Origin of the sequence: Rossellomorea sp. NPDC071047 (assembly GCF_050270195.1) — a bacterium.
Classification (GTDB): Bacteria; Bacillota; Bacilli; order Bacillales; family Bacillaceae_B; genus Rossellomorea.
In genome coordinates this window covers 20158-41147 of record NZ_JBNNJT010000007.1, presented here as the reverse complement: position 1 = coordinate 41147, position 20990 = coordinate 20158, and the positions used below count along the sequence as shown (strand labels likewise).

Sequence of the window (20990 nt, the reverse complement as noted above, 5' to 3'; positions counted from 1 at the left end):
AGAGCTTGCAGGGGGCGGAGAAATGGATATGTTCGAAAAAATACAAAATCATGAACAGGTTGTATTTTGCAATGATGAAGAAACAGGACTGAAAGCCATCATCGCCATACATAATACGACTCTTGGACCTGCACTGGGCGGCTGTAGAATGAGACCCTACACCTCAGTAGATGAAGCACTTGAAGATGTATTGCGTTTATCAAAAGGAATGACCTACAAATGTGCAGCGGCCGACGTGGACTTCGGTGGAGGAAAAGCCGTCATCATCGGAGATCCTGAAAAAGACAAACACCCTGAGTTGTTCCGTGCTTTCGGCCAATTTGTTGAATCCCTGAACGGAAGATTCTATACCGGGACAGACATGGGAACGACTCCTGATGACTTTGTTTATGCCCTAAAAGAAACGAATTGCATTGTAGGTGTCAATGAAGAATACGGTGGAAGTGGAGACTCATCCATACCGACTGCCATGGGCGTCATCTATGGCTTACAGGCAACCAACCAAAACGTATGGGGCTCAAAAGACCTTCATGGAAAAAGCTATGCCATTCAAGGGTTAGGAAAAGTAGGCTTTAAAGTAGCCGAGCGTCTACTTGAAGAGGGGGCAGACCTCTATGTAACAGATATCAGTCAGAAATCCATCGATCAGTTAGTAGCTAAGGCAAACAGGATGGGAGCAGCCATTAAAGTCGTATCCGGAGATGAGATCTACTCGGTTGATGCAGATGTCTTCATCCCATGTGCCATAGGTGGGATCATTAATGATCACACCGTAGATCAGCTGAAGGTAAAGGCGGTCGTCGGTTCTGCCAACAATCAGTTATTAGATCTTACACATGGAATGAAGCTGCACGAAAAAGGGATCTTATACGCACCTGATTACATCGTCAACGCAGGCGGATTGATCCAGGTAGCTGACGAATTATACGAACCAAATAAAGAACGTGTCCTGCAAAAGACAAGCGCCATCTATAACAGCCTTCAGAATATCTACCTGCAATCAGAAAATCAGCACTTGACCACAGTCGAAGCAGCCAACCGGTTCTGTGAGGACAGGATCCACGCACGCACAAGAAGAAACAGCTTCTTCTCCCATGCGAAACGTCCGAAATGGTCGGTTAGGACATAAAAAAGTAAATCAGGAGTTTGTCGGAACAACAAAAAAGCACCAACAAGAGGTGATGAAATGATCGAGGAATTTCAATTGGTCCAGGTAATGGATCAACAAGGAGAACTGGTTAAAAACGAGTATGAAATGGACATTTCAGAAGATTTGGCCCGTACATTTTATCGTCATTTAATCAGGATCCGTACATTTGATAAGAAAGCGGTGAGCCTCCAGCGTCAGGGGCGGATCGGGACGTATGCACCTTTTGAAGGACAGGAGGCATCCCAGGTGGGGAGCGCACTTGCCCTCCAGGACAAAGACTGGTTATTCCCGTCCTATCGTGATCATGGGGCTACCATGACATTCGGTCATTCCCTGCTTCATATCCTCCTATTCTGGAAGGGGAGAAATGAAGGATGTGTTCCTCCTGAAGGAAAGAATATTTTCACTCCAGGAATTCCGATCGCGACTCAGCTTCCACATGCGGTGGGGGCGGCTTTTGCCGAGAAAAGAAAAGGGACGCGGAATGCTGCCATTGTCTATTTCGGTGATGGCGCCACTTCTGAAGGCGACTTTCATGAAGGATTGAACCTGGCAAGCGTCTGGGAGGCCCCGGTCGTCTTTTTCAATCAAAACAATCATTACGCCATCTCCGTACCCATGCACAAGCAAATGAAAACAAAAACCATTGCCCAGAAAGCTCTTGCCTATGACATACCAAGCGTGCGCATCGACGGCAATGATATTTTTGCTGTTTATTTTGAAACGTTAAAGGCGTTGGAGAGAGCACGGAACGGGGACGGACCTACCTTGATCGAGTCCGTGACCTGGAGATACGGTGCCCATACAACCGCAGATGATCCGACGAAGTATCGCGATCAACAGGAAAGTGAGTCCCGACGCAAGGATAATGATCCTGTTGACAGGTTAACGAAATTCATGAAGCATCGAGGCTGGATTGACGAAGAGTGGATGACCTCGGTTCAAAAGGAATGTGCCAAGGAAGTAGACCTTGCAGTCGAGGAACTGGAAGCATATCCGGCAGCTGATCCAAGTGTGATCTTTGATTATGTGTTTGCGACACCGACCTGGACGATCCAGGAACAAAAAGAAAAGCTCCTTGAGCGATTGAGAGGTGAGTAGAATGAGCACCTTAACGAAAATGAAGACGCTGACGATGGTTCAAGCCATAACGGATGCCATGAGAGTGATGCTACAGGAAAACGAGGATGTTCTGTTGATGGGTGAGGATATCGGGAAGAACGGCGGAGTATTCAGGGCGACGGACGGTCTTCAACAGGAATTCGGTGAAGATCGGGTTCTTGATACACCCTTGAGTGAAGCCGGCTTTATCGGAGCGGCCATCGGGATGGGGCTGAACGGATTTCGTCCAGTAGCGGAGGTTCAATTCTTAGGATTCATCTACCCGGCATACGAACAGATCATGACGCATGCATCCAGAATACGCGCCCGTACCCTGGGACACTTTACCTGTCCATTGGTCATCAGGGCTCCGTATGGGGCTGGTGTACGTGCCCCAGAGATTCATTCCGATAGCACGGAAGCACTTTTCACTCATATGCCGGGAATCAAGGTTGTTTGTCCCGCAACTCCATATGATGCGAAGGGACTCCTGATTGCAGCCATCGAGGACCCTGATCCCGTTCTATTCCTGGAGCCTATGCGATGTTACCGTTCTTCCAGGGAAGAAGTGCCTGAAGAAAAGTACACCGTGGAAATCGGGAAAGGCAAGGTAGTCAAAGAGGGAGAGGACGTCACGATCATTGCGTGGGGAGCGATGGTGAAGGTAGCTGAAGACGCTGCTAAGGAAGCGGCTGGCAAAGGCATCGACTGTGAAGTCCTTGATCTTAGAACACTCTACCCTCTGGACAAAGACCTAATTTCGACCTCTGTTCAGAAAACAGGCAGAACCGTGATTGTCCATGAAGCACATGCCACTGGTGGAGTCGGAAATGATGTACTGGCGATCATCAATGACAAATCTTTTTTATATCAAAAAGCGCCGACTGAAAGGGTAACAGGATTCGATACACCTGTCCCATATTTCGGATTTGAAGATTTCTATTTGCCTGACAGTAAACGTGTGCTGGCTGCAGTGGAGAAAGTAGCCCGCTATTAGACAAGGAGGGAGTTCATGGAAGTTAAGCTTCATGATATTGGGGAAGGCATGACCGAAGCCAATATCAATCACTTTCTTGTAAAAGTGGGGGATGTCGTGCGAGCGGATCAACCATTGGTAGAGGTACAAACAGATAAAATGACGGCAGAGATCCCGGCACCATTTTCAGGTGTGGTCAAGGAGTTTACCGTTAGTGAAGGGGAAACGATCCCAGTGGGATCTACGGTACTGTTGATGGAAAAAGAACAGAAGCAATATGGAGGCGAGCAGTCCTTTCCACAAACCACTCAAGTATTGAAGAAAAGGAGGATCCTGGCCTCCCCGTATACGAGAAAAATAGCGAGGGACAATGGTATCGATATAGAAGAGGTGGTTGGTTCCGGAGCGGGTGGTAGAATCCTTGATGAAGATATTTTCCTTTATATGAATGGAGAAGGTCAGTCAGCGCCAGTTGCGGTTGATGAACCTAAACCTGCTTCCCCTGCAGCACCGACTGAACCTGATGCTAAAACGATTCCTTTCCGGGGCAGACGTAAACAAATCGCTTCCAAAATGGCACAGTCACTGAGAACCATCCCTCACTGTACCCATTTTGAAGAAGTCGACGTTACGAATCTATTAGTCTGGAAAGATACCATGAAAGAGGGCGGCGGTTCCATTTCCATGGGTGCGTATTTTATCAAAGCCATTTCTGTTTGTTTAAAAGAGTTTCCGATTTTCAATGCCCGTCTCAATGAAGAAGAAGAGTGTGTCGAGCTTCAGTCTCAACATAATATCGGAATTGCAGTCGACACAGAGGAGGGGCTGATCGTTCCTGTCATCAAGCACGTGGAAAGAAAAACGATGAAGGACATTCACGTTGAAATGAAGGAACTGACCGTCAAAGCACTGGACGGGAGGCTTGCGATGAAAGAGATCAAAGGTGGTACCTTCACGGTCAGTAATGTAGGTCCGTTGAACGGATCGATCGGAGCCACTCCGATCATTAACGAACCGGAAGTAGCCCTCCTCGCCTTTCATAAAACGAAGAAGCGTCCGATGGTGAACGAAAAGGATGAAATTGTCGTCCGTTCCATGATGAATGTTTCAATGTCCTTTGATCATAGAGTGGCAGATGGCGGGACAGCCGTGAAATTTACGAACCGATTACGGGATCTGATTGAAGAACCTCAATCCATGCTTTTGGAGTTGATGTAAATGGTAGTGGGAGAGATTACGGAAGATAAAGACATTGTCGTCATCGGAGGAGGTCCTGGGGGCTACCACGCGGCGATTAGAGCCGCGAGCCTAGGTAGACAGGTGACGTTGATCGAACGGGAGGATGTAGGCGGGACCTGTTTAAATAAAGGGTGCATCCCGTCGAAGGTATTCACTCATTTTGCCCAGGAATTTAAAAAGACGAAGCATCTGAAGGAAATGGGCATGGAGTTTGGGAAAGTGTTAGCGAATCTTTCTTCTCTTCAACACTATAAAAAGAAAAGAATCACCCAGCTCCGATCAGGGATAGAATCACTGTGCAAAGCGAATAAGGTTGAAATTGTTAAAGGCTCGGCTTCCTTTCTATCAGAATCCCGCATTGGGGTTGAAAACGGACATGAGTTTTCCCTTTTCAATTTCAAAGATGCGATAGTGGCAACAGGGGGAGATATACACTATCCGGATGGAATCGATTTTCATGCTGGTCGTGTCCTGAGGGAAAGACAGATTTTTGAGCTGGAGGAGATCCCTGAAGAACTGATTGTGTATGGTGCAGATTATATTTCACTGGAGATCGCGTCTGTTTTCTCCACATTGGGAAGCTTTGTCACTCTAATATTGAATGAAGAACTTCCATTCGATTCTTCGATTTCAAAAGAGTTGTTCAGGCAGTTTAAAAAGCAGAAAATCAATGTTATCAAGAGCTCTACCATAAAAACTGTGAGTAACACAGAAGGAAAAGTTTTAGTGGAAACCAGCAAAGAAAACGGTGAAATGGTCTCCATCGAAGGCTCCCACTTTGTCATGAGCGGAAAAGTTAAGCCGAACCTACCAGACATCGGCCTTGACCGTCTCCGTGTTGAATTAACCGAGGATGATTATATCCAAACAGATCGAGAGGGACGGACCTCCATTCCCCATATTTGGGCGATCGGGGATGCCACGGAAGGTCCGTCCCTCGCAGTCAAAGCGATCAAACAGGGGAAGGCGGCGGCCGAGGCGATGGCTGGGCAACAGGTGGAAGTAGACCTGCAGTTTGTGCCGACGGTGGTGCAGATGAGTCCTCCCATTGCATGTGCAGGGATGACGGAGGAAGAAGCAAGGCGGGCAGGTTATTCGGTTACAGTGAGTGAGAGCCCTGTCAGAGGAAACGGGTACGCTCAGCTGACGGATGAAAAGGATGGATTCGTGAAAGTCGTGTCAGACAGTGAAACGGATATGATCCTTGGTATTCATATGATGGGCATGGGAGCAGCCGAGCTGGTCACATCAGGTGTGCTCGGACTTGAGATGGCAGCGAGAGATGAGGACTTTCGCTTTCCACTTTATCCCCACCCAAGTATGAATGAGAGCCTGCTCGAAGCAGTCGAAGGATTAAAGGGAGACGCCGTGCACATGCCGCCCCGAAAAAGGGAGCTTGCCAGGTAATAGTTAGTGGGTACGCTTTTACACAGAGAAGCGTTTAAGCTTTACTAGCCGCTCTTGAGAAGTTCCAGGAAACTATTTAATATAATATTCAGAATATACTTACGTTTAATGGAGGGATTAGGATGCAAGAGAATGCAGCAAAAAAGCAGGTTAAAGTAGAGGATGTCTTCCCGGTAAGAGATGTTGATTATTTAGAGTACTATACGGGTAATGCGAAGCAGGCTGCTCACTTCTTCTGTACAGCATTCGGTTTTAAGACCGTTGCCTACTCAGGGTTGGAGACAGGAAATCGTGACACCGTATCCTATGTACTGCAACAAAACAAAGTCCGATTGGTTATAACGGGAAGTCTGCATGAAGGCAGCCGGGTGGCCCAATTCGTGAAGCTTCACGGAGACGGCATTAAAGATATCGCCCTTGTGGTGGAGGATGTTGAAAAGGCTTACACTGGAGCGGTATCCCGCGGTGCGATTGAAATCATGCCACCTTCGACGCTCGAAGATGATAATGGGAAATTGAAAAAAGCCATCATTGGTACATATGGGGATACGATCCATACCCTTGTGGAGCGTAAGGATTATAAAGGGATCTTCATGCCAGGTTTTGAAAAGTATGATTCTACTCTTAAACATGAAGATGCCGGTATCATCGCCGTGGATCACGTAGTTGGAAATGTGGAAAGCATGGAAGAGTGGGTGGAGTACTATGAAAAAGTAATGGGCTTCAAGGAAATGCGCCACTTCACAAATGAAGACATTACAACCGAATACTCAGCCCTTATGTCCAAGGTTATGCATAACGGCGGCCGAATTAAATTCCCGATCAATGAGCCTGCTGAAGGAAAACGCAAATCACAAATTCAGGAATACCTTGAGTTCTACGGTGGTCCAGGGGTGCAGCATATCGCCATCCTGACCGAGGATATCGTGAAGACAGTCGGCATCTTGAAAGGGAATGGTGTGGAATTCCTGAATACTCCTGATTCCTATTACGACATGCTCTCAGAGCGTGTAGGGGAAATCGATGAAGAGATCTCCAAGATCAAAGAGTTGAATATTCTAGTGGACCGTGATGACGAAGGCTACCTGCTTCAAATTTTCACAAAGCCAATCGTTGATCGTCCTACCCTATTCATTGAAGTGATTCAACGTAAGGGTGCAAGAGGATTCGGAGAAGGAAACTTCAAAGCATTATTCGAATCCATCGAGCGCGAGCAAGAACGCAGAGGAAACCTCTAAAATAAAAAATAGATAGAGATTGGTATATATAACGGGGGTCAAAGGACCGGTCAGGGGGGGTCAACTCATGAAGAGATTAGCTGCTTCTAGCTTAATATCGTACAGATTCCAAGTACTATATTAAAACTTGAAGATAAGCTAACACGTGAGTCGACCCCCTTCATCCATGAGGAAGGCGAGGATTCATGTATGACATTAAAGTTCAAAACAAGAGAAGCGGTCACACATATCGCTCCATATGTGCTGGGGAAGACGCTTGGCGACTTACAGAAGGAGCATGGTCTCTCCTCAATCAGAAAGCTGTCAGAAAATGAAAATATATATGGCTGCTCCCCGAAAGTGAAGCAGTGGTTTAAAGAAAATGGGAGCGACCTGTTTTTGTATCCGGACGGGGCAGCCGTCGATCTTAGTCATAAGGTTTCAGGGTTTCTAGGGGTTCCGAAAGAACAGATCGTATTCGGGAATGGTTCGGATGAAGTGATCCGGCTGTTGACAAGGGCTTATTTGAGCGCAGGCGACGAAGCCATTATGGCCGATGTTACGTTTCCCAGGTATAGAACCAATGTGTTCCTGGAGGGAGGCACTCCGGTCATTGTCCCACTCGTAAACGGTACCCATGACTTGCAGGGGATGCATGACCGCATCACTCCAAAAACGAAGCTGATCTTTGTCTGTAATCCGAATAACCCGACTGGAACCATTGTCGGAAAAAAAGAACTCCTGCAATTTATCGAGAGCGTCCCCTCTCATGTCCTGGTAGTGGTGGATGAAGCCTATATGGAATACGTTACAACCGATGATTATTTAGAAACCCTGCCTCTTCTTTCAGCATTTGAAAACCTGATCGTCCTTAGGACATTTTCGAAAATATATGGCCTGGCAGGACTAAGAGTCGGGTTCGGGGTCATGAATGAGGAGATTGCAGAACAGCTTCGCAAAGTGAAAGATGTCTTCAATGTGAATACCGTAGCCCAGAAGTCAGCGATCATTGCTTTGGAAGATCAAGAGTTTATCAGGGAGTGTACCCATAAGAACGAGAAGGGTCGTCTTTATTTGGAAAGTGAATTTGATCGTCTGGGAATATCCTATTTCCCGTCTCAATCGAACTTTATCATGGTGGACACCGGAATGAATGGTGACACGGTCTCATATGAACTTGTGAAAAGGGGGCTCGTCGTCCGTTCAGGAACTCTTCTCGGATACCCTACAACGGTTCGTGTCACGATTGGAACACAGGACGATAACAAGAGATTCGTTGGAGCACTGGAAGACATTTTGCAGAACGGAGGGGTGAACTAGATGGATATCAAACCCCAGACGCTTGCGTGGCAGTCTGCTTATAAACTGATGATCGGCTCGATTTTGCCCCGGCCGATTGCCTTTGTTTCATCCCTTGACGAAGATGGGAATGCGAATCTGGCACCATACAGTTTCTTTACGGCGATTTGTGCAGAACCTATGCTCGTCTGCTTCTCCCCCATGAGAAGAGGGAAGGATGGCAGCAAAAAAGATACCCTTCAAAATATCGAGAAAACGAAGGAATTCGTCATCAATATCGTAAGTGAAGAGTTTGTGGAGGAAATGAATAACTGTGCCATTGAATTTGACCCTGGCGTTGATGAATTTGAGCAGGTCGGGCTGACGAAGAAGGAGTCCATTACGGTAAAGCCTCCAGGAGTATCTGAAAGCAAGGTGCAATTGGAATGTGTTCTTCATGAAGTTCTTCACTTCGGGGATCATCCTGGTGCAGGGAGCCTGGTCATCGGGAAGGTGGAATGCGTGAGGATCAATGATGAACTCTATTACGATGGAAAGATCGATTCAGAGAAACTCAAACCGGTGGGAAGGCTTGCCGGTCAAATGTACACCAAACCATTATCCGATTCATTTGAATTGATTCGAAAAAGGTGATGACACGTGAAGCTGGTTAGTTTTTTAGAAAAAGGAGAAGTAAGGGCAGGGATCGTTCAGGAAGAACTTGTCGTGGACATCCATGCTGCAAGTGGCGGCTCACTCCCTAAAGATATGTTATCCATCATCGATCTTGGAGACGAAGGCCTAAAACGGATGAATGAGCTCGGCACCTTTTCGGAAAAAGACAAAGGAGTGCATTCACTAAGTGATGTCACACTGAAGTCGCCGATTCCAAGACCTGTGAGTATCCGGGATTTCTATGCATTTGAAGAGCACGTGAAAACGGCCAGAAAACGGAGGGGACTCGATGTGGTGCCGGAATGGTATGACATCCCCGTCTTTTATTTTACCAATCACTTAGCTGTAAAAGGTCCTGGTGCTCATATCGCGAAACCTGCTGGCTGTGAGTGGCTCGATTATGAATTGGAAATCGCCTGCGTTATTGGCAAAGAAGGAAAAAACATTTCAAAAGAAAACTCGGAAGACTATATTTATGGATATTTCATCATGAACGATTGGAGTGCCAGAGACATCCAGAAGCATGAGATGAAAGTAGGGCTTGGTCCAGCGAAAGGAAAGGACTTTGCCACTTCTTTCGGTCCTTATTTAGTGACGAAGGATGAACTGGAAACCTATCGCAAGGGAGACCGTTTCAACCTGCCTATGACGGGGAAGGTGAATGGGAAACTATTATCCGAGGGGAATTATCAGGATATTCATTATACATTCAGAGACATGATCGAGCGTGCCTCGAAAGACGTCACCCTTTACCCCGGTGAGGTCATCGGATCGGGGACTGTAGGGACAGGGTGCATATTGGAGCTCGGGACCGAAACGCATCCGTGGTTGAAGCCTGGGGATGTGGTGGAATTAGAGATTAGGGGATTAGGAGTATTGAGGAATACGATTGCAGAGAAAAGAGAGGAGGAAAACCATGTACTATCGTCAACTGGGGAAAATACCTCACAAACGTCACACCATGTTTAAAAAGGATGATGGCACGCTTTACAGGGAGCAGGTCATGGGGACGAAGGGGTTCTCAGGGACACAGTCGATTCTGTATCATCATCACTTGCCGACGGCTGTGGCGAAAACAGAGTATTTAGGGAGTTATATGCCGGAGTTTGAGGAAGAGGGTGCTCTTCGCCATCGACATTTCTTTACAGATAGAGTCGAGAAAAAAGGCTGTGCCTTAAAGAGCCGTGAATATTTACTTGGTAATTCCGATTTATTGATTGGAACCGCCTATGTAACAGAAGAGATGAAAAGCTTTTACCGTAATGGTGACGGGGATGAAATGCTTTATATCCATTTTGGTAGAGGAAAAGTAGAGACGATGTTCGGAACCCTCACCTATGGAAAAGGGGATTATGTGGTGATTCCGATCGGGACCATCTACCGTGTTGTTCCTGAAGAAGAGACGAAGATGCTGATCGTCGAGTCCTTCAGTCAGATTACCACACCCCGACGTTATCGAAATGAGTACGGACAGTTGCTGGAGCACAGTCCGTTTTGTGAGCGGGATCTGCGGGGACCTGAGAAGCTTGCAACCATGGATGAAGAGGGCGAATTCGAAGTGATCACCAAATCACGGGGAGCGCTCCATTCCCATGTGTTAAATCATCATCCACTGGACGTCGTCGGCTGGGATGGCTATCTTTATCCTTGGGTGTTCAATATCGAGGATTTTGAGCCTATTACAGGACGCGTACATCAGCCGCCTCCAGTCCATCAAACGTTTGAAGGTCATAACTTTGTTGTCTGCTCATTTGTTCCAAGATTATACGACTACCATCCGGAATCGATTCCGGCTCCTTATAATCACAGCAATGTGAACAGTGATGAGCTGCTGTACTATGTGGAAGGAAACTTCATGAGCAGAAAGGGAATCAAAGAGGGATCGATCACCCTCCACCCGAGCGGGATCCCACACGGTCCTCATCCAGGAACGACAGAAGCCAGTATCGGGAAAAAAGAAACCCTCGAGCTCGCCGTGATGATCGATACTTTCAAACCGTTGAAGATCGTCAAAAAAGCAAAGGATGTCGAAGACCCGAATTATATGTTTACATGGGTGTAAAGGAAGAATCAATCCAAAGGCCGTCCGGTCACTTGGGTTGATTCTTTTTTATTTATATAGAGTTTAAAAAAGTGGCGACTGATTATTGGGTGAATATATTTCGATATGAAAGGTTATTCATCATTGTAGAAGAAATGAAATTAATTTCTAGTTTGAAAGGCATTACGGATTATGGGAATGAAAGGTTTTGTATTGGATTCATTACTTATTGATGATCGTCTTCCCAGATTAATAAAAATTCATACATACTATTAAATAGAAAAATGAATTCTCATTTATAATAAAACAGTGAGAATTTATCAGTCAGATACACACAGGTCTAAACTCCCCTAAATCCCATTCTCATAGGATTTTGTCGAAAAATATTTAAAGGTTCTCCTCACCGGATCTGAAGCGTCATTCACACCATTAAATAAAAAAATCTCAAAAATTTTTTTCTCCCGACAAACTGTATAAGGACAAAGATGTAAGCGTTTACTTATAATCAGATTAATCTAAATAGTCAAATAATTTACAAAAAGCCTGTTGACCTTACCGGGAAACGGGAGTAATATTGTCCTCAATAAAAAAATCTGAGCCAGCAGTAAACAGCAGGAATACCGAATCAAGCAGGCTGTTCGAATGTGCTCCAAGTCAACGGACTTTCGTTGCAAAAATAAATTTCTGAATAATCAAATAAATTTCAACCAGGAAAGGAATGATTAACATGAACGAACAGTGGATCTACTTAGACGGACAATTTGTAAAAAAGGAAGACGCAGTTGTATCTGTGTACGACCATGGTTTTCTATATGGAGATGGAGTGTTCGAAGGGATTCGAATGTATGATGGGAACGTGTTCCGTCTGGAAGAGCATGTTGATCGCCTTTATGACTCTGCTAAATCCATCATGTTGCATATCGAAGTCACTAAAGAAGAGATGAGCGACATTATCGTTGATACATTGAAAAAGAATCAACTCGAGAATGCCTACATACGAGTGGTCATTTCCAGAGGGGTTGGAAACCTGGGATTGGATCCATTTACTTGTAGGAAGCCACAAATCATCGTCATTGCAGAACAACTGGCCCTTTTCCCTAAAAGCTTATACGAAACGGGCATCGATATCGTAACGGTGGCCAGCCGTCGAAATCGAGCGGATGTTCTTTCGCCAAAGGTTAAATCCTTAAACTACTTAAATAACATTCTCGTTAAAATCGAAGCGAACCTCGCCGGTGTAAGTGAAGCATTAATGTTGAACGATCAAGGATATGTAGCGGAGGGATCCGCAGACAATATCTTCATTGTTAAAAAAGGAAAGATCCTGACGCCTCCTGGATATGTAGGGGCCCTTGAAGGGATCACCCGTAATGCCATCATCGAGATCGCCGGTAAATTAGGATTCGAGATGAAGGAAGAAGTCTTCACCCGTCATGATGTGTATACAGCGGATGAAGTATTCTTAACAGGGACAGCCGCAGAAGTCATTGCCGTTGTAAAGGTTGATGGCCGTGTAATCGGTGAAGGAAAACCAGGAAAGTATACAACCCAATTATTGCAGGAGTTCAGAAACACTGTCACTCAGGATGGAAGAAAAGTTTACAAACAGAATGCTCAAGTTGGCTAAGTTGGAGGTGATGACGTGAGAAGTGACATGATCAAGAAAGGAATCGACCGGGCTCCCCACCGCAGCTTACTATATGCAACGGGAGTCAAGCTCGAAGACATGGAAAAACCATTTATCGGGGTGTGCAACTCCTACATCGATATCATTCCCGGTCATATGCATTTAAACGGATTTGCCCAGGTGGTGAAAGAAGCGATCCGGGAAGCCGGCGGGATTCCATTCGAATTCAACACAATCGGTGTGGATGATGGAATCGCCATGGGACATATCGGGATGAGGTACTCACTCCCGAGCCGGGAACTGATCGCCGACTCAGCAGAAACCGTCATCAACGCTCACTGGTTCGACGGAGTGTTCTACATTCCGAACTGTGACAAAATCACACCGGGAATGCTCATGTCGTCAGTCCGGACGAATGTCCCTTCTGTCTTTGTATCGGGAGGCCCGATGGAAGCAGGGGTTTCCAGTGACGGGAAGCCATTATCACTCGTATCCGTTTTCGAAGGGGTCGGTGCCCATCAGTCAGGTAGGATGACCGCGGAACAGCTTCTCGACATTGAAGCCAATGCATGTCCGACATGCGGATCATGCTCGGGGATGTTCACAGCGAATTCCATGAACTCTCTGATGGAGATGCTTGGAATGGCTCCTCCGGGAAATGGAACCATTGTAGCCACCTCAGAAGAGCGGCATCAATTGATCAAGGACGCAGCGAAATATCTGGTGGAAATGGTGAAGAAGGATATTAAACCAAGAGACATCATAACGAAAGATACCATTGATGATGCATTCGCCTTAGATATGGCGATGGGGGGATCAACCAATACGGTTCTCCACACATTGGCGATTGCCAATGAGGCGGAAATCGATTATGACATTAACCGAATCAATAAAGTGGCAGAACGAGTGCCGTATTTATCCAAAATAAGCCCGGCATCTGATTACTCCATGCAGGATGTTCACAATGCAGGCGGGGTCAGTGCCATCATTAAAGAGCTATGTGAAATGGAAGCTGTACACAAAGATCGCATCACGGTTACAGGAAAGTCTCTTTATGAAAATGTGAAGGATGCTCATATCCAAAATGATGATGTCATCCGTCGCAGGGAAAACGCCCACAGTCCAGTCGGAGGATTATCCGTCCTCTTCGGAAATATCGCTCCAAACGGCGGGGTCATCAAGGTAGGGGCAGTCGACCCATCCATTAAAACCTTCATGGGGGAAGCGATTGTATACGAATCTCAGGATGATGCCCTTGCCGGAATCGAAAGTGGAGAAGTGAAAGAAGGTCATGTCGTGGTCATCCGATACGAAGGGCCAAAAGGCGGACCGGGAATGCCGGAGATGTTGGCACCGACGGCAGCCATTGCAGGAAGGGGACTTGAAAAGAAAGTCGCACTCATGACAGACGGCAGGTTTTCAGGAGCATCCCGGGGCATTTCAATCGGTCATGTCTCACCGGAAGCTGCTGAAGGGGGACCGATCGGTGTGGTTGAAAATGGAGATCCCATCTTCATTGATCTCACGAATCGAACGATTTCCCTCATGGTTTCAGAAACAGAGCTTCAGTTCAGGCAAAAGGAGTGGGTACAGCCCCCTCCAAAAATCAGAAAAGGTTACTTAGCACGATATGCCAAACTTGTCACGTCAGCCAGTACAGGTGGAATTTTGAAAACGGAATAGAGTAAAGCGTTGAAGAGGTAAAAGGATTGGAAATCGTATTTTCAGAGAGCTGGTGGTGCTGCAAACCAGTAATACATCCAATACCGACATCCCCTCTGAGTATCGTTCTGAACCTCTGAAAGTAGGAACGATCGAGTAGATGATACTCGTTACAAAAACAAAGGCTGGTGAAACCGATCAGCCTGCAAAGGGAGATGATATCCGTTGTCTCTGAATTAGGGTGGTACCGTGGAAAGAATGAAGACCTTTTCGCCCCTGCGAAAGATGAACTCTGTCGTAGTGGGTCGAAAGGTCTTTTTTATTTGGAAAAGTGGATGGATAAAGCGCAGTTGGTTCACCGCATGCGCATTTCAAATATACCCAGCTCCGGCGGCTAGTCCCTCGAGGTCATAAGTCAATCTCGCCAAAAAGGCAAAAGGCGCCTTTTCAGCGACCTTGCCTTATGCTTGTCGGGCCTGACCAAGCCGCCTGCGCTTTTAATAAAAGGAGGAGATAGGCAATGAGAGCGAAGGTAGAGGCAGAACCGGCTTCACAGACACTAACAGAAAACGTCAACGGTGCTGATATGCTCATGAAGGCTTTGAAGGAGGAAAAGGTTGAGATTCTGTTTGGGTACCCTGGAGGAGCGGTCTTGCCGATTTACGATGCTCTATACAAAGCCCCGATCAAGCACGTTCTCGCTCGTCATGAGCAAGGCGCCATCCATGCGGCAGAAGGGTATGCCCGTGTATCAGGGAGACCGGGTGTGGTCATTGCCACTTCAGGACCGGGAGCAACGAATCTAGTGACAGGAATTGCCGATGCCATGATGGACTCACTGCCGCTTGTTATTTTCACCGGGCAGGTGGCTTCAGGGGTCATCGGAACCGATGCTTTCCAGGAAGCGGACGTAGTAGGGATCACGATGCCGATCACCAAGCATAATTATCAGGTGCGTGATATTAAAGATTTACCGAGGATCGTGAAGGAAGCCTTTCATATCGCATCAACCGGCAGACCGGGACCAGTACTTGTCGACATTCCGAAAGACTTGACCTTGCAGCAAGCTTATCCGGTACACGATGTGGAAATGGACTTACCGGGGTACCAGCCTAACTTCTACCCCAATCCACTCCAAATCAAGAAACTGGTGGAAGCCATCAAGGTATCCAGGCGACCGGTCATCTTAGCCGGGGCAGGAGTCCTTCACGGAAAGGCAACGGAGGAACTGAAGACTTTCGCAGAACAATATGACATCCCGGTGATTCACACCCTCTTAGGTTTAGGCGGATTTCCGGCAGATCACCCGTTATTTCTCGGAATGGCGGGGATGCATGGATGTTATGCAAGCAATATGGCGCTCCACGAATGTGACTTGCTTATCAATATCGGTGCCCGATTTGACGACAGGCTGACAGGGAACCTCGCGACCTTTGCACCACGGGCCAAGGTGGTCCATATCGACATCGATCCGGCGGAGATCGGAAAAAACGTCAAGACGCAGATCCCGATCGTAGCCGATGCCAAACAGGCGCTGGAAAAACTCCTTGGACATGAGGAAGAGAAGCCTGATTTCGATGCCTGGCATCATCATCTCAAGTCATACAAAAGGGAATATCCTTTCTGGTATAACCAGGCCCAAGATGTCCTGTCACCTCAGCGCCTCATCGAACAGGTGTATGAAATGACAAACGGGGAAGCGGTTGTCACTACAGACGTGGGACAGCATCAAATGTGGGCGGCACAGTATTACTCCTTTAAAAAGCCGAATAATTGGGTCACTTCCGGGGGCCTTGGCACGATGGGATTCGGGTTTCCGGCAGCGATCGGAGCCCAGTTAGCGAATTCAGACAGTACGGTGGTCGCCTTTGTAGGAGATGGGGGGTTCCAGATGACTCTCCAAGAGCTGGTCCTGCTAAAAGAGTTGAACCTTCCTGTGAAAGTGGTCCTTCTTAATAACGGAACACTTGGAATGGTGAGACAATGGCAGGAAACGTTCTTTGAAGAAAGATACTCCCAATCGGTGTTCTCCACCCAGCCTGATTTTGTGAAGCTGGCTGAATCATACGGTATCAAAGGATATCGGGTGAAAACCCAGGAAGAAGTGGATTCTGTTTTAAAAGAAGCATTAACAAGTGATGAACCGGTACTCATCGATTGTTGGGTGAATCCAAAGGAAAATGTCTACCCGATGGTGGCTCCTGGAAAAGGATTACATGAAATGTTAGGAGTGAAACCATGAGGAAACGGATTGTAACGGCTCTCGTTCATAACCGGAGCGGTGTCTTGAATCGGGTGACCGGATTGTTTACTAAACGTCAGTTCAACATTGAAAGCATTTCTGTTGGATACACAGAAACCGAGGGGATTTCGAGGATGACCTTCGTCGTCAATGTAGAAGACGATCGCAAAATCGAGCAGCTGTTAAAACAGCTCCATAAACAAATTGATGTCCTCAAGGTATCCGACATTACGGATCAAGGAGTCGTCGCAAGGGAACTGGCACTCATCAAGGTGTTGAGTACAGGACAGACCCGATCGGAAATCAATGGGATCGTAGAACCATTCAGGGCCGCCATCATTGATGTGGCAAGGGACAGCGTGACCGTCCAGGTAACCGGGGAAACCTCCAAGATAGAAGCCATCATCGATTTGTTAAGACCATACGGAATTAAAGAAATCGCCCGAACAGGCATCACGGCATTCGCAAGGGGAAATGGTAAATCGGTGACGGATTTAAAACAATATTCAATCGTCAATTAGAAGAAAAGGATGCTTTGAAAAAACTTATTATTCAAAAAATGGAGAGGATGAGGGAAATGGTAAAGGTATATTATAACGGAGATGTGAATGAAGAGGTTTTAAAAGGGAAGAAGGTAGCGGTAGTCGGTTATGGTTCACAGGGTCACGCACATGCTCAAAACCTGAAGGAAAGCGGATTTGATGTTGTAGTCGGATTACGAAAAGGGAAGTCGTGGGACCAGGCGGAAAAAGACGGATTCGATGTCTACTCCGTCCGGGAGGCAAGTGAACAGGCGGACGTCATCATGGTTCTCCTGCCTGATGAGCATCAGCCGAAAGTGTATGAGGCAGAAATCAAGCCGGCATTGTCTGCAGGAAAAGCACTGGCATTTGCACACGGATTCAATATCCATTTCCATCAAGTCGTTCCTCCGGAAGATGTAGATGTATTCCTGGTAGCTCCTAAAGGACCGGGACACCTGGTCCGAAGAACATTTGAAGAAGGAGCCGGGGTACCAGCTCTCTTTGGGGTTTATCAAGACGCTTCAGGTCAAGCCGCAGAACTGGCTCTAGCGTATGCAAAAGGTGTAGGGGCAGGACGTGCAGGGATCCTGGAAACATCCTTCCAGGAGGAAACAGAAACCGATCTGTTCGGTGAACAGGCAGTCCTGTGTGGAGGGGTGACATCCCTAGTGAAAGCAGGATTCGAAACGCTGGTTGAGGCAGGTTATCAGAGAGAAGTCGCCTATTTCGAGTGTTTACACGAATTGAAGCTGATTGTCGACCTGATGTATGAACAAGGATTGGAAGGAATGCGCTACTCGATCTCCGACACAGCACAATGGGGAGACTTCGTTTCTGGCCCGCGGGTGGTGAACGAAGAAACGAAAGCACGGATGAAGGAAGTATTAACGGATATCCAAACAGGAAAATTTGCGAAGGGATGGATCCTGGAGAATCAAGCGAATCGTCCGGAATTCAACGCAATCAATCAGCGTGAAAGTCAGCACCCGATCGAAGTCGTTGGAAGAGAGCTTCGTAAAATGATGCCATTTGTTCAGAAACCTTCTACTAAAGAAAAGGAAGTGGTTACGAGTGCGAACCATTGAGATATTTGACACAACTCTACGGGACGGTGAACAGTCTGCGGGTGTAAATCTTAATACGATTGAAAAGATCGAGGTTGCAAAACAGCTGGAAAGACTCGGGGTCGACGTCATTGAAGCCGGTTTTCCTGCAGCTTCAAAAGGGGACTTCGATGCCGTGCAGCGGATCGGTTCCACGATCAAAAACAGCTCGGTTACGGGGTTGGCTCGAGCACAGCAGCGGGACATCGATGCAGTATGGGAATCGCTTAAAGGAACCGCCGAACCAAGGTTGCATGTGTTCCTTGCCACTTCCCCCATTCACATGACCCATAAGCTGAAGATGACACCGGATCAGGTCATCGATACAGCGGTCCAGGCCGTTCAGTACGCGAAGAAATTTTTCCCGGTGGTTCAGTGGTCGGCAGAAGATGCGTGCCGATCGGATCTCAATTTTTTAGTGAAAATCATGGAGAGGGTGATTGCGGCAGGAGCTTCTGTCATTAACTTGCCCGATACGGTAGGATATATCACTCCTCATAAATACGGTGAACTATTTCGATATGTAAGAGAAAACGTTCCGAATATCGACGGAGTAAAGCTATCTGCTCATTGTCATGATGATCTGGGTATGGCGACAGCCAATTCACTGGCTGCCATTGAAAACGGAGCCGATCAAATTGAAGGAACGATCAATGGGATCGGCGAACGTGCCGGGAATGCAGCTCTGGAAGAGATCGCAGTGGCACTTAGAATCCGTGAAGATTTTTACGGGGCCACTACCCGCCTGAAGCTCGATGAAATCAAGAAAACAAGCTCTCTTGTCAGTAAGCTGACGGGGATGAGAGTACCGGCTAACAAAGCGGTTGTAGGTGATAATGCTTTCGCTCATGAATCAGGTATTCACCAGGACGGAATGCTGAAGGAGAAAACAACGTACGAAATCATCACTCCTGAATTGATTGGGGTGAATGCCACCCGCCTGGTACTGGGAAAACACTCAGGGCGTCACGCCTTTAAAAATAAAGTGGTTGAATTAGGATTCGAACTTTCAGACGAGAAGCTTAATGAAGCATTTCATGCATTCAAGGATCTGGCGGATAAGAAGAAGGAAATCGTCGATGAAGATCTTTTCAGCATCCTGACGAATAAGCAAACGGAAATGGCCGAAGCTGTCGGATTTACATTAGAAAGAATGCAGGTCCAATATGGCATGGACAATATCCCGACGGCCACGATCGAATTGAAGTTCGAGGACGGAAGTGTAACCCGGCTCGCTTCAACTGGCTCAGGAAGTGTAGAAGCCATCTACAATACAATCGAAAAAATCCTGCCAAGTCCTTCTAGATTATTAGATTACAAGATCAATTCAGTCGGTGGGGGACGGGATGCCCTTGCAGAAGTCTATGTCCGACTCGAATATAACGGAGAAAAGACAAGCGGACGCGGAACTGCCCAGGATGTATTAGAAGCATCAGCCCGAGCTTACCTTAATGCAGTGAATCGATCGGCACAACGGAAGTCACAGTCCATGGAGAAGGAAGCGGTGGAAGCCAGCTTGTAAGACAGAGAGCCTTGTAAATCAAGGCTCTCCCATAAAACAAACCAAAACAGGAGGTAATTCTAATGAAGAAAAAAATCGCTGTACTACCAGGAGACGGTATCGGTCAAGAAATCATGGACGGGGCATTAGAAGTACTGAAGGCAGTGGGTGATTGGTTCGGTCATGAATTCGAAGTCGAGAAAGGTCACATCGGCGGGGCTGCCGTCGATCGCTTCGGTACACCATTACCTCCTGAAACGATCAAGCTTTGTAAAGATAGTGACGCCGTTTTATTAGGTGCCGTAGGAGGTCCAAAGTGGGAGCATCTTCCGAAAGAGCTTCGTCCTGAAAAAGGTCTCCTGGCGATCCGCAAAGAGTTCGGGCTATTCGCGAATCTGAGACCGGTGAAAGCATTTGAAAGTTTACTTGGTGCATCCCCGCTTAAACGGGAGATTGTAGAAGAAGTAGATTTGGTGATTGTCAGGGAACTGACAGGAGGGTTGTACTTCGGTCAGCCGTCCGGTCGTCAAGGGAAGCGAGACGAAGTAGCAGTTGATACCCTTGTATATGAAAAAAGTGAAATCGAACGGATCGTTCATAAAGCCTTCAAACTGGCTCAAAAACGCAAGAAAAAATTAACGTCCGTTGACAAGGCAAATGTTTTGGAAACAAGTCGAATGTGGCGCGAAGTCGTGAATGAAGTGGCGGCTGATTACCCGGATGTGGAAGTGGAACATATGCTGGTCGATGTCGCTGCCATGAAGCTGATGTATCAGCCGAAGCAATTCGATGTGCTGGTGACCGAGAACATGTTCGGGGATATCCTGAGTGACGAAGCGTCCATGATCACAGGCTCACTGGGAATGCTGCCTTCCGCCAGTTTAAGAGGGGACTCCTTCGGTCTTTACGAACCGGTGCACGGTTCTGCACCCGATATCGCCGGAAAAGGAAAAGCCAATCCACTGGCTATGATTCTATCGGTTGCCATGATGCTCAGACATTCCTTCGGCTTAAAAGAAGAGGCGGAAATGATCGAAATGGCCGTTCAGGAAGTCCTGAACGCAGGCTACCGTACAGGAGACCTCTGGACCATGGGGCGCGGAACCGTTGTTGGGACCGGTGCCATGAGCCAGCTGGTTGTAGAACGCTTAGAAGCGGATCATGCCCTGTCTTCGATCCTGGCGGCTTACTTATAAGATCGATTTGATTGGAAAGTACCAGTGGAATCAACTACTACTCACTCAATT

17 protein-coding genes and 1 other annotated feature are annotated in these 20990 nt (G+C 47.1%); all 17 genes read left to right on the top strand.

Features of this window, described 5'->3' with window-relative positions; translation table 11 throughout:
* The first annotated feature begins 22 nt into the window (after positions 1 to 22).
* The 17 genes from ACQKFO_RS20535 (at position 23) to leuB (ending at position 20939) form a co-directional block, all read left to right on the top strand.
* Complete coding sequence (locus ACQKFO_RS20535; RefSeq protein ID WP_427600778.1) at positions 23 to 1129, top strand: Leu/Phe/Val dehydrogenase; 1107 nt, start codon at positions 23 to 25, stop codon at positions 1127 to 1129.
* A 57-nt stretch (positions 1130 to 1186) separates the two neighbouring features.
* Positions 1187 to 2251 (top strand): pyruvate dehydrogenase (acetyl-transferring) E1 component subunit alpha, encoded by a 1065-nt coding sequence (gene pdhA / locus ACQKFO_RS20530; RefSeq protein ID WP_427600644.1) that lies wholly within the window; start codon positions 1187 to 1189, stop codon positions 2249 to 2251.
* Between the two features lies 1 nt (position 2252).
* Positions 2253 to 3248, top strand: a complete 996-nt coding sequence (locus ACQKFO_RS20525; RefSeq protein ID WP_427600643.1) for an alpha-ketoacid dehydrogenase subunit beta — start codon at positions 2253 to 2255, stop codon at positions 3246 to 3248.
* Positions 3249 to 3263: 15 nt separating this feature from the next.
* The gene (locus tag ACQKFO_RS20520) at positions 3264 to 4445 is read left to right on the top strand and encodes a dihydrolipoamide acetyltransferase family protein (protein ID WP_427600642.1); all 1182 of its coding nucleotides are present in this window, start codon (positions 3264 to 3266) and stop codon (positions 4443 to 4445) included.
* Positions 4446 to 5873, top strand: coding sequence for a dihydrolipoyl dehydrogenase (lpdA, locus tag ACQKFO_RS20515; protein WP_427600641.1), 1428 nt, complete (start codon positions 4446 to 4448; stop codon positions 5871 to 5873).
* Between the two features lie 122 nt (positions 5874 to 5995).
* Positions 5996 to 7111: a 4-hydroxyphenylpyruvate dioxygenase gene (gene hppD / locus ACQKFO_RS20510; RefSeq protein WP_427600640.1), complete on the top strand. Its 1116-nt coding sequence runs from the start codon at positions 5996 to 5998 to the stop codon at positions 7109 to 7111.
* Positions 7112 to 7300: 189 nt separating this feature from the next.
* On the top strand, positions 7301 to 8410 hold the full coding sequence (gene hisC / locus ACQKFO_RS20505; protein ID WP_427600639.1) for a histidinol-phosphate transaminase: 1110 nt from the start codon (positions 7301 to 7303) through the stop codon (positions 8408 to 8410).
* On the top strand, positions 8411 to 9022 hold the full coding sequence (locus ACQKFO_RS20500; RefSeq protein ID WP_427600638.1) for a flavin reductase family protein: 612 nt from the start codon (positions 8411 to 8413) through the stop codon (positions 9020 to 9022).
* Positions 9023 to 9028: 6 nt separating this feature from the next.
* Positions 9029 to 10012 carry a fumarylacetoacetate hydrolase family protein gene (locus tag ACQKFO_RS20495; RefSeq protein ID WP_427600637.1) on the top strand — a complete coding sequence of 328 codons (984 nt, stop codon included), beginning with the start codon at positions 9029 to 9031 and terminating at the stop codon, positions 10010 to 10012.
* The gene (locus ACQKFO_RS20490; protein WP_427600636.1) at positions 9960 to 11105 is read left to right on the top strand and encodes a homogentisate 1,2-dioxygenase; all 1146 of its coding nucleotides are present in this window, start codon (positions 9960 to 9962) and stop codon (positions 11103 to 11105) included. Before ACQKFO_RS20495 ends, ACQKFO_RS20490 begins: the two co-directional genes overlap by 53 nt.
* 706 nt (positions 11106 to 11811) lie before the next feature.
* Positions 11812 to 12711 carry a branched-chain-amino-acid transaminase gene (gene ilvE / locus ACQKFO_RS20485; RefSeq protein WP_148967298.1) on the top strand — a complete coding sequence of 300 codons (900 nt, stop codon included), beginning with the start codon at positions 11812 to 11814 and terminating at the stop codon, positions 12709 to 12711.
* A 15-nt stretch (positions 12712 to 12726) separates the two neighbouring features.
* Complete coding sequence (ilvD, locus tag ACQKFO_RS20480) at positions 12727 to 14394, top strand: dihydroxy-acid dehydratase (protein WP_427600635.1); 1668 nt, start codon at positions 12727 to 12729, stop codon at positions 14392 to 14394.
* Positions 14395 to 14654 (top strand) — a binding site (T-box leader).
* A 239-nt stretch (positions 14655 to 14893) separates the two neighbouring features.
* Complete coding sequence (gene ilvB / locus ACQKFO_RS20475; RefSeq protein WP_427600634.1) at positions 14894 to 16615, top strand: acetolactate synthase large subunit; 1722 nt, start codon at positions 14894 to 14896, stop codon at positions 16613 to 16615.
* Positions 16612 to 17136: an acetolactate synthase small subunit gene (gene ilvN, locus ACQKFO_RS20470; protein ID WP_034761039.1), complete on the top strand. Its 525-nt coding sequence runs from the start codon at positions 16612 to 16614 to the stop codon at positions 17134 to 17136. The genes ilvB and ilvN overlap by 4 nt, the downstream gene beginning before the upstream one ends.
* A 56-nt stretch (positions 17137 to 17192) precedes the next feature.
* Entirely contained in the window at positions 17193 to 18224 is a 1032-nt protein-coding gene (ilvC, locus tag ACQKFO_RS20465; protein ID WP_427600633.1) for a ketol-acid reductoisomerase, read from the top strand.
* Positions 18211 to 19764 (top strand): 2-isopropylmalate synthase, encoded by a 1554-nt coding sequence (locus ACQKFO_RS20460; RefSeq protein WP_427600632.1) that lies wholly within the window; start codon positions 18211 to 18213, stop codon positions 19762 to 19764. Before ilvC ends, ACQKFO_RS20460 begins: the two co-directional genes overlap by 14 nt.
* A 62-nt stretch (positions 19765 to 19826) precedes the next feature.
* On the top strand, positions 19827 to 20939 hold the full coding sequence (gene leuB / locus ACQKFO_RS20455) for a 3-isopropylmalate dehydrogenase (RefSeq protein WP_148967303.1): 1113 nt from the start codon (positions 19827 to 19829) through the stop codon (positions 20937 to 20939).
* The last annotated feature ends 51 nt before the right edge of the window (positions 20940 to 20990 follow it).

Coding starts and splice junctions, on each gene's coding strand:
- ACQKFO_RS20535 (WP_427600778.1), top strand. CDS start 23: ATGGATATGTTCGAAAAAATACAAAATCATGAACAGGTTGTATTTTGC.
- pdhA (WP_427600644.1), top strand. CDS start 1,187: ATGATCGAGGAATTTCAATTGGTCCAGGTAATGGATCAACAAGGAGAA.
- ACQKFO_RS20525 (WP_427600643.1), top strand. CDS start 2,253: ATGAGCACCTTAACGAAAATGAAGACGCTGACGATGGTTCAAGCCATA.
- ACQKFO_RS20520 (WP_427600642.1), top strand. CDS start 3,264: ATGGAAGTTAAGCTTCATGATATTGGGGAAGGCATGACCGAAGCCAAT.
- lpdA (WP_427600641.1), top strand. CDS start 4,446: ATGGTAGTGGGAGAGATTACGGAAGATAAAGACATTGTCGTCATCGGA.
- hppD (WP_427600640.1), top strand. CDS start 5,996: ATGCAAGAGAATGCAGCAAAAAAGCAGGTTAAAGTAGAGGATGTCTTC.
- hisC (WP_427600639.1), top strand. CDS start 7,301: ATGACATTAAAGTTCAAAACAAGAGAAGCGGTCACACATATCGCTCCA.
- ACQKFO_RS20500 (WP_427600638.1), top strand. CDS start 8,411: ATGGATATCAAACCCCAGACGCTTGCGTGGCAGTCTGCTTATAAACTG.
- ACQKFO_RS20490 (WP_427600636.1), top strand. CDS start 9,960: ATGTACTATCGTCAACTGGGGAAAATACCTCACAAACGTCACACCATG.
- ilvE (WP_148967298.1), top strand. CDS start 11,812: ATGAACGAACAGTGGATCTACTTAGACGGACAATTTGTAAAAAAGGAA.
- ilvB (WP_427600634.1), top strand. CDS start 14,894: ATGAGAGCGAAGGTAGAGGCAGAACCGGCTTCACAGACACTAACAGAA.
- ilvN (WP_034761039.1), top strand. CDS start 16,612: ATGAGGAAACGGATTGTAACGGCTCTCGTTCATAACCGGAGCGGTGTC.
- ilvC (WP_427600633.1), top strand. CDS start 17,193: ATGGTAAAGGTATATTATAACGGAGATGTGAATGAAGAGGTTTTAAAA.
- leuB (WP_148967303.1), top strand. CDS start 19,827: ATGAAGAAAAAAATCGCTGTACTACCAGGAGACGGTATCGGTCAAGAA.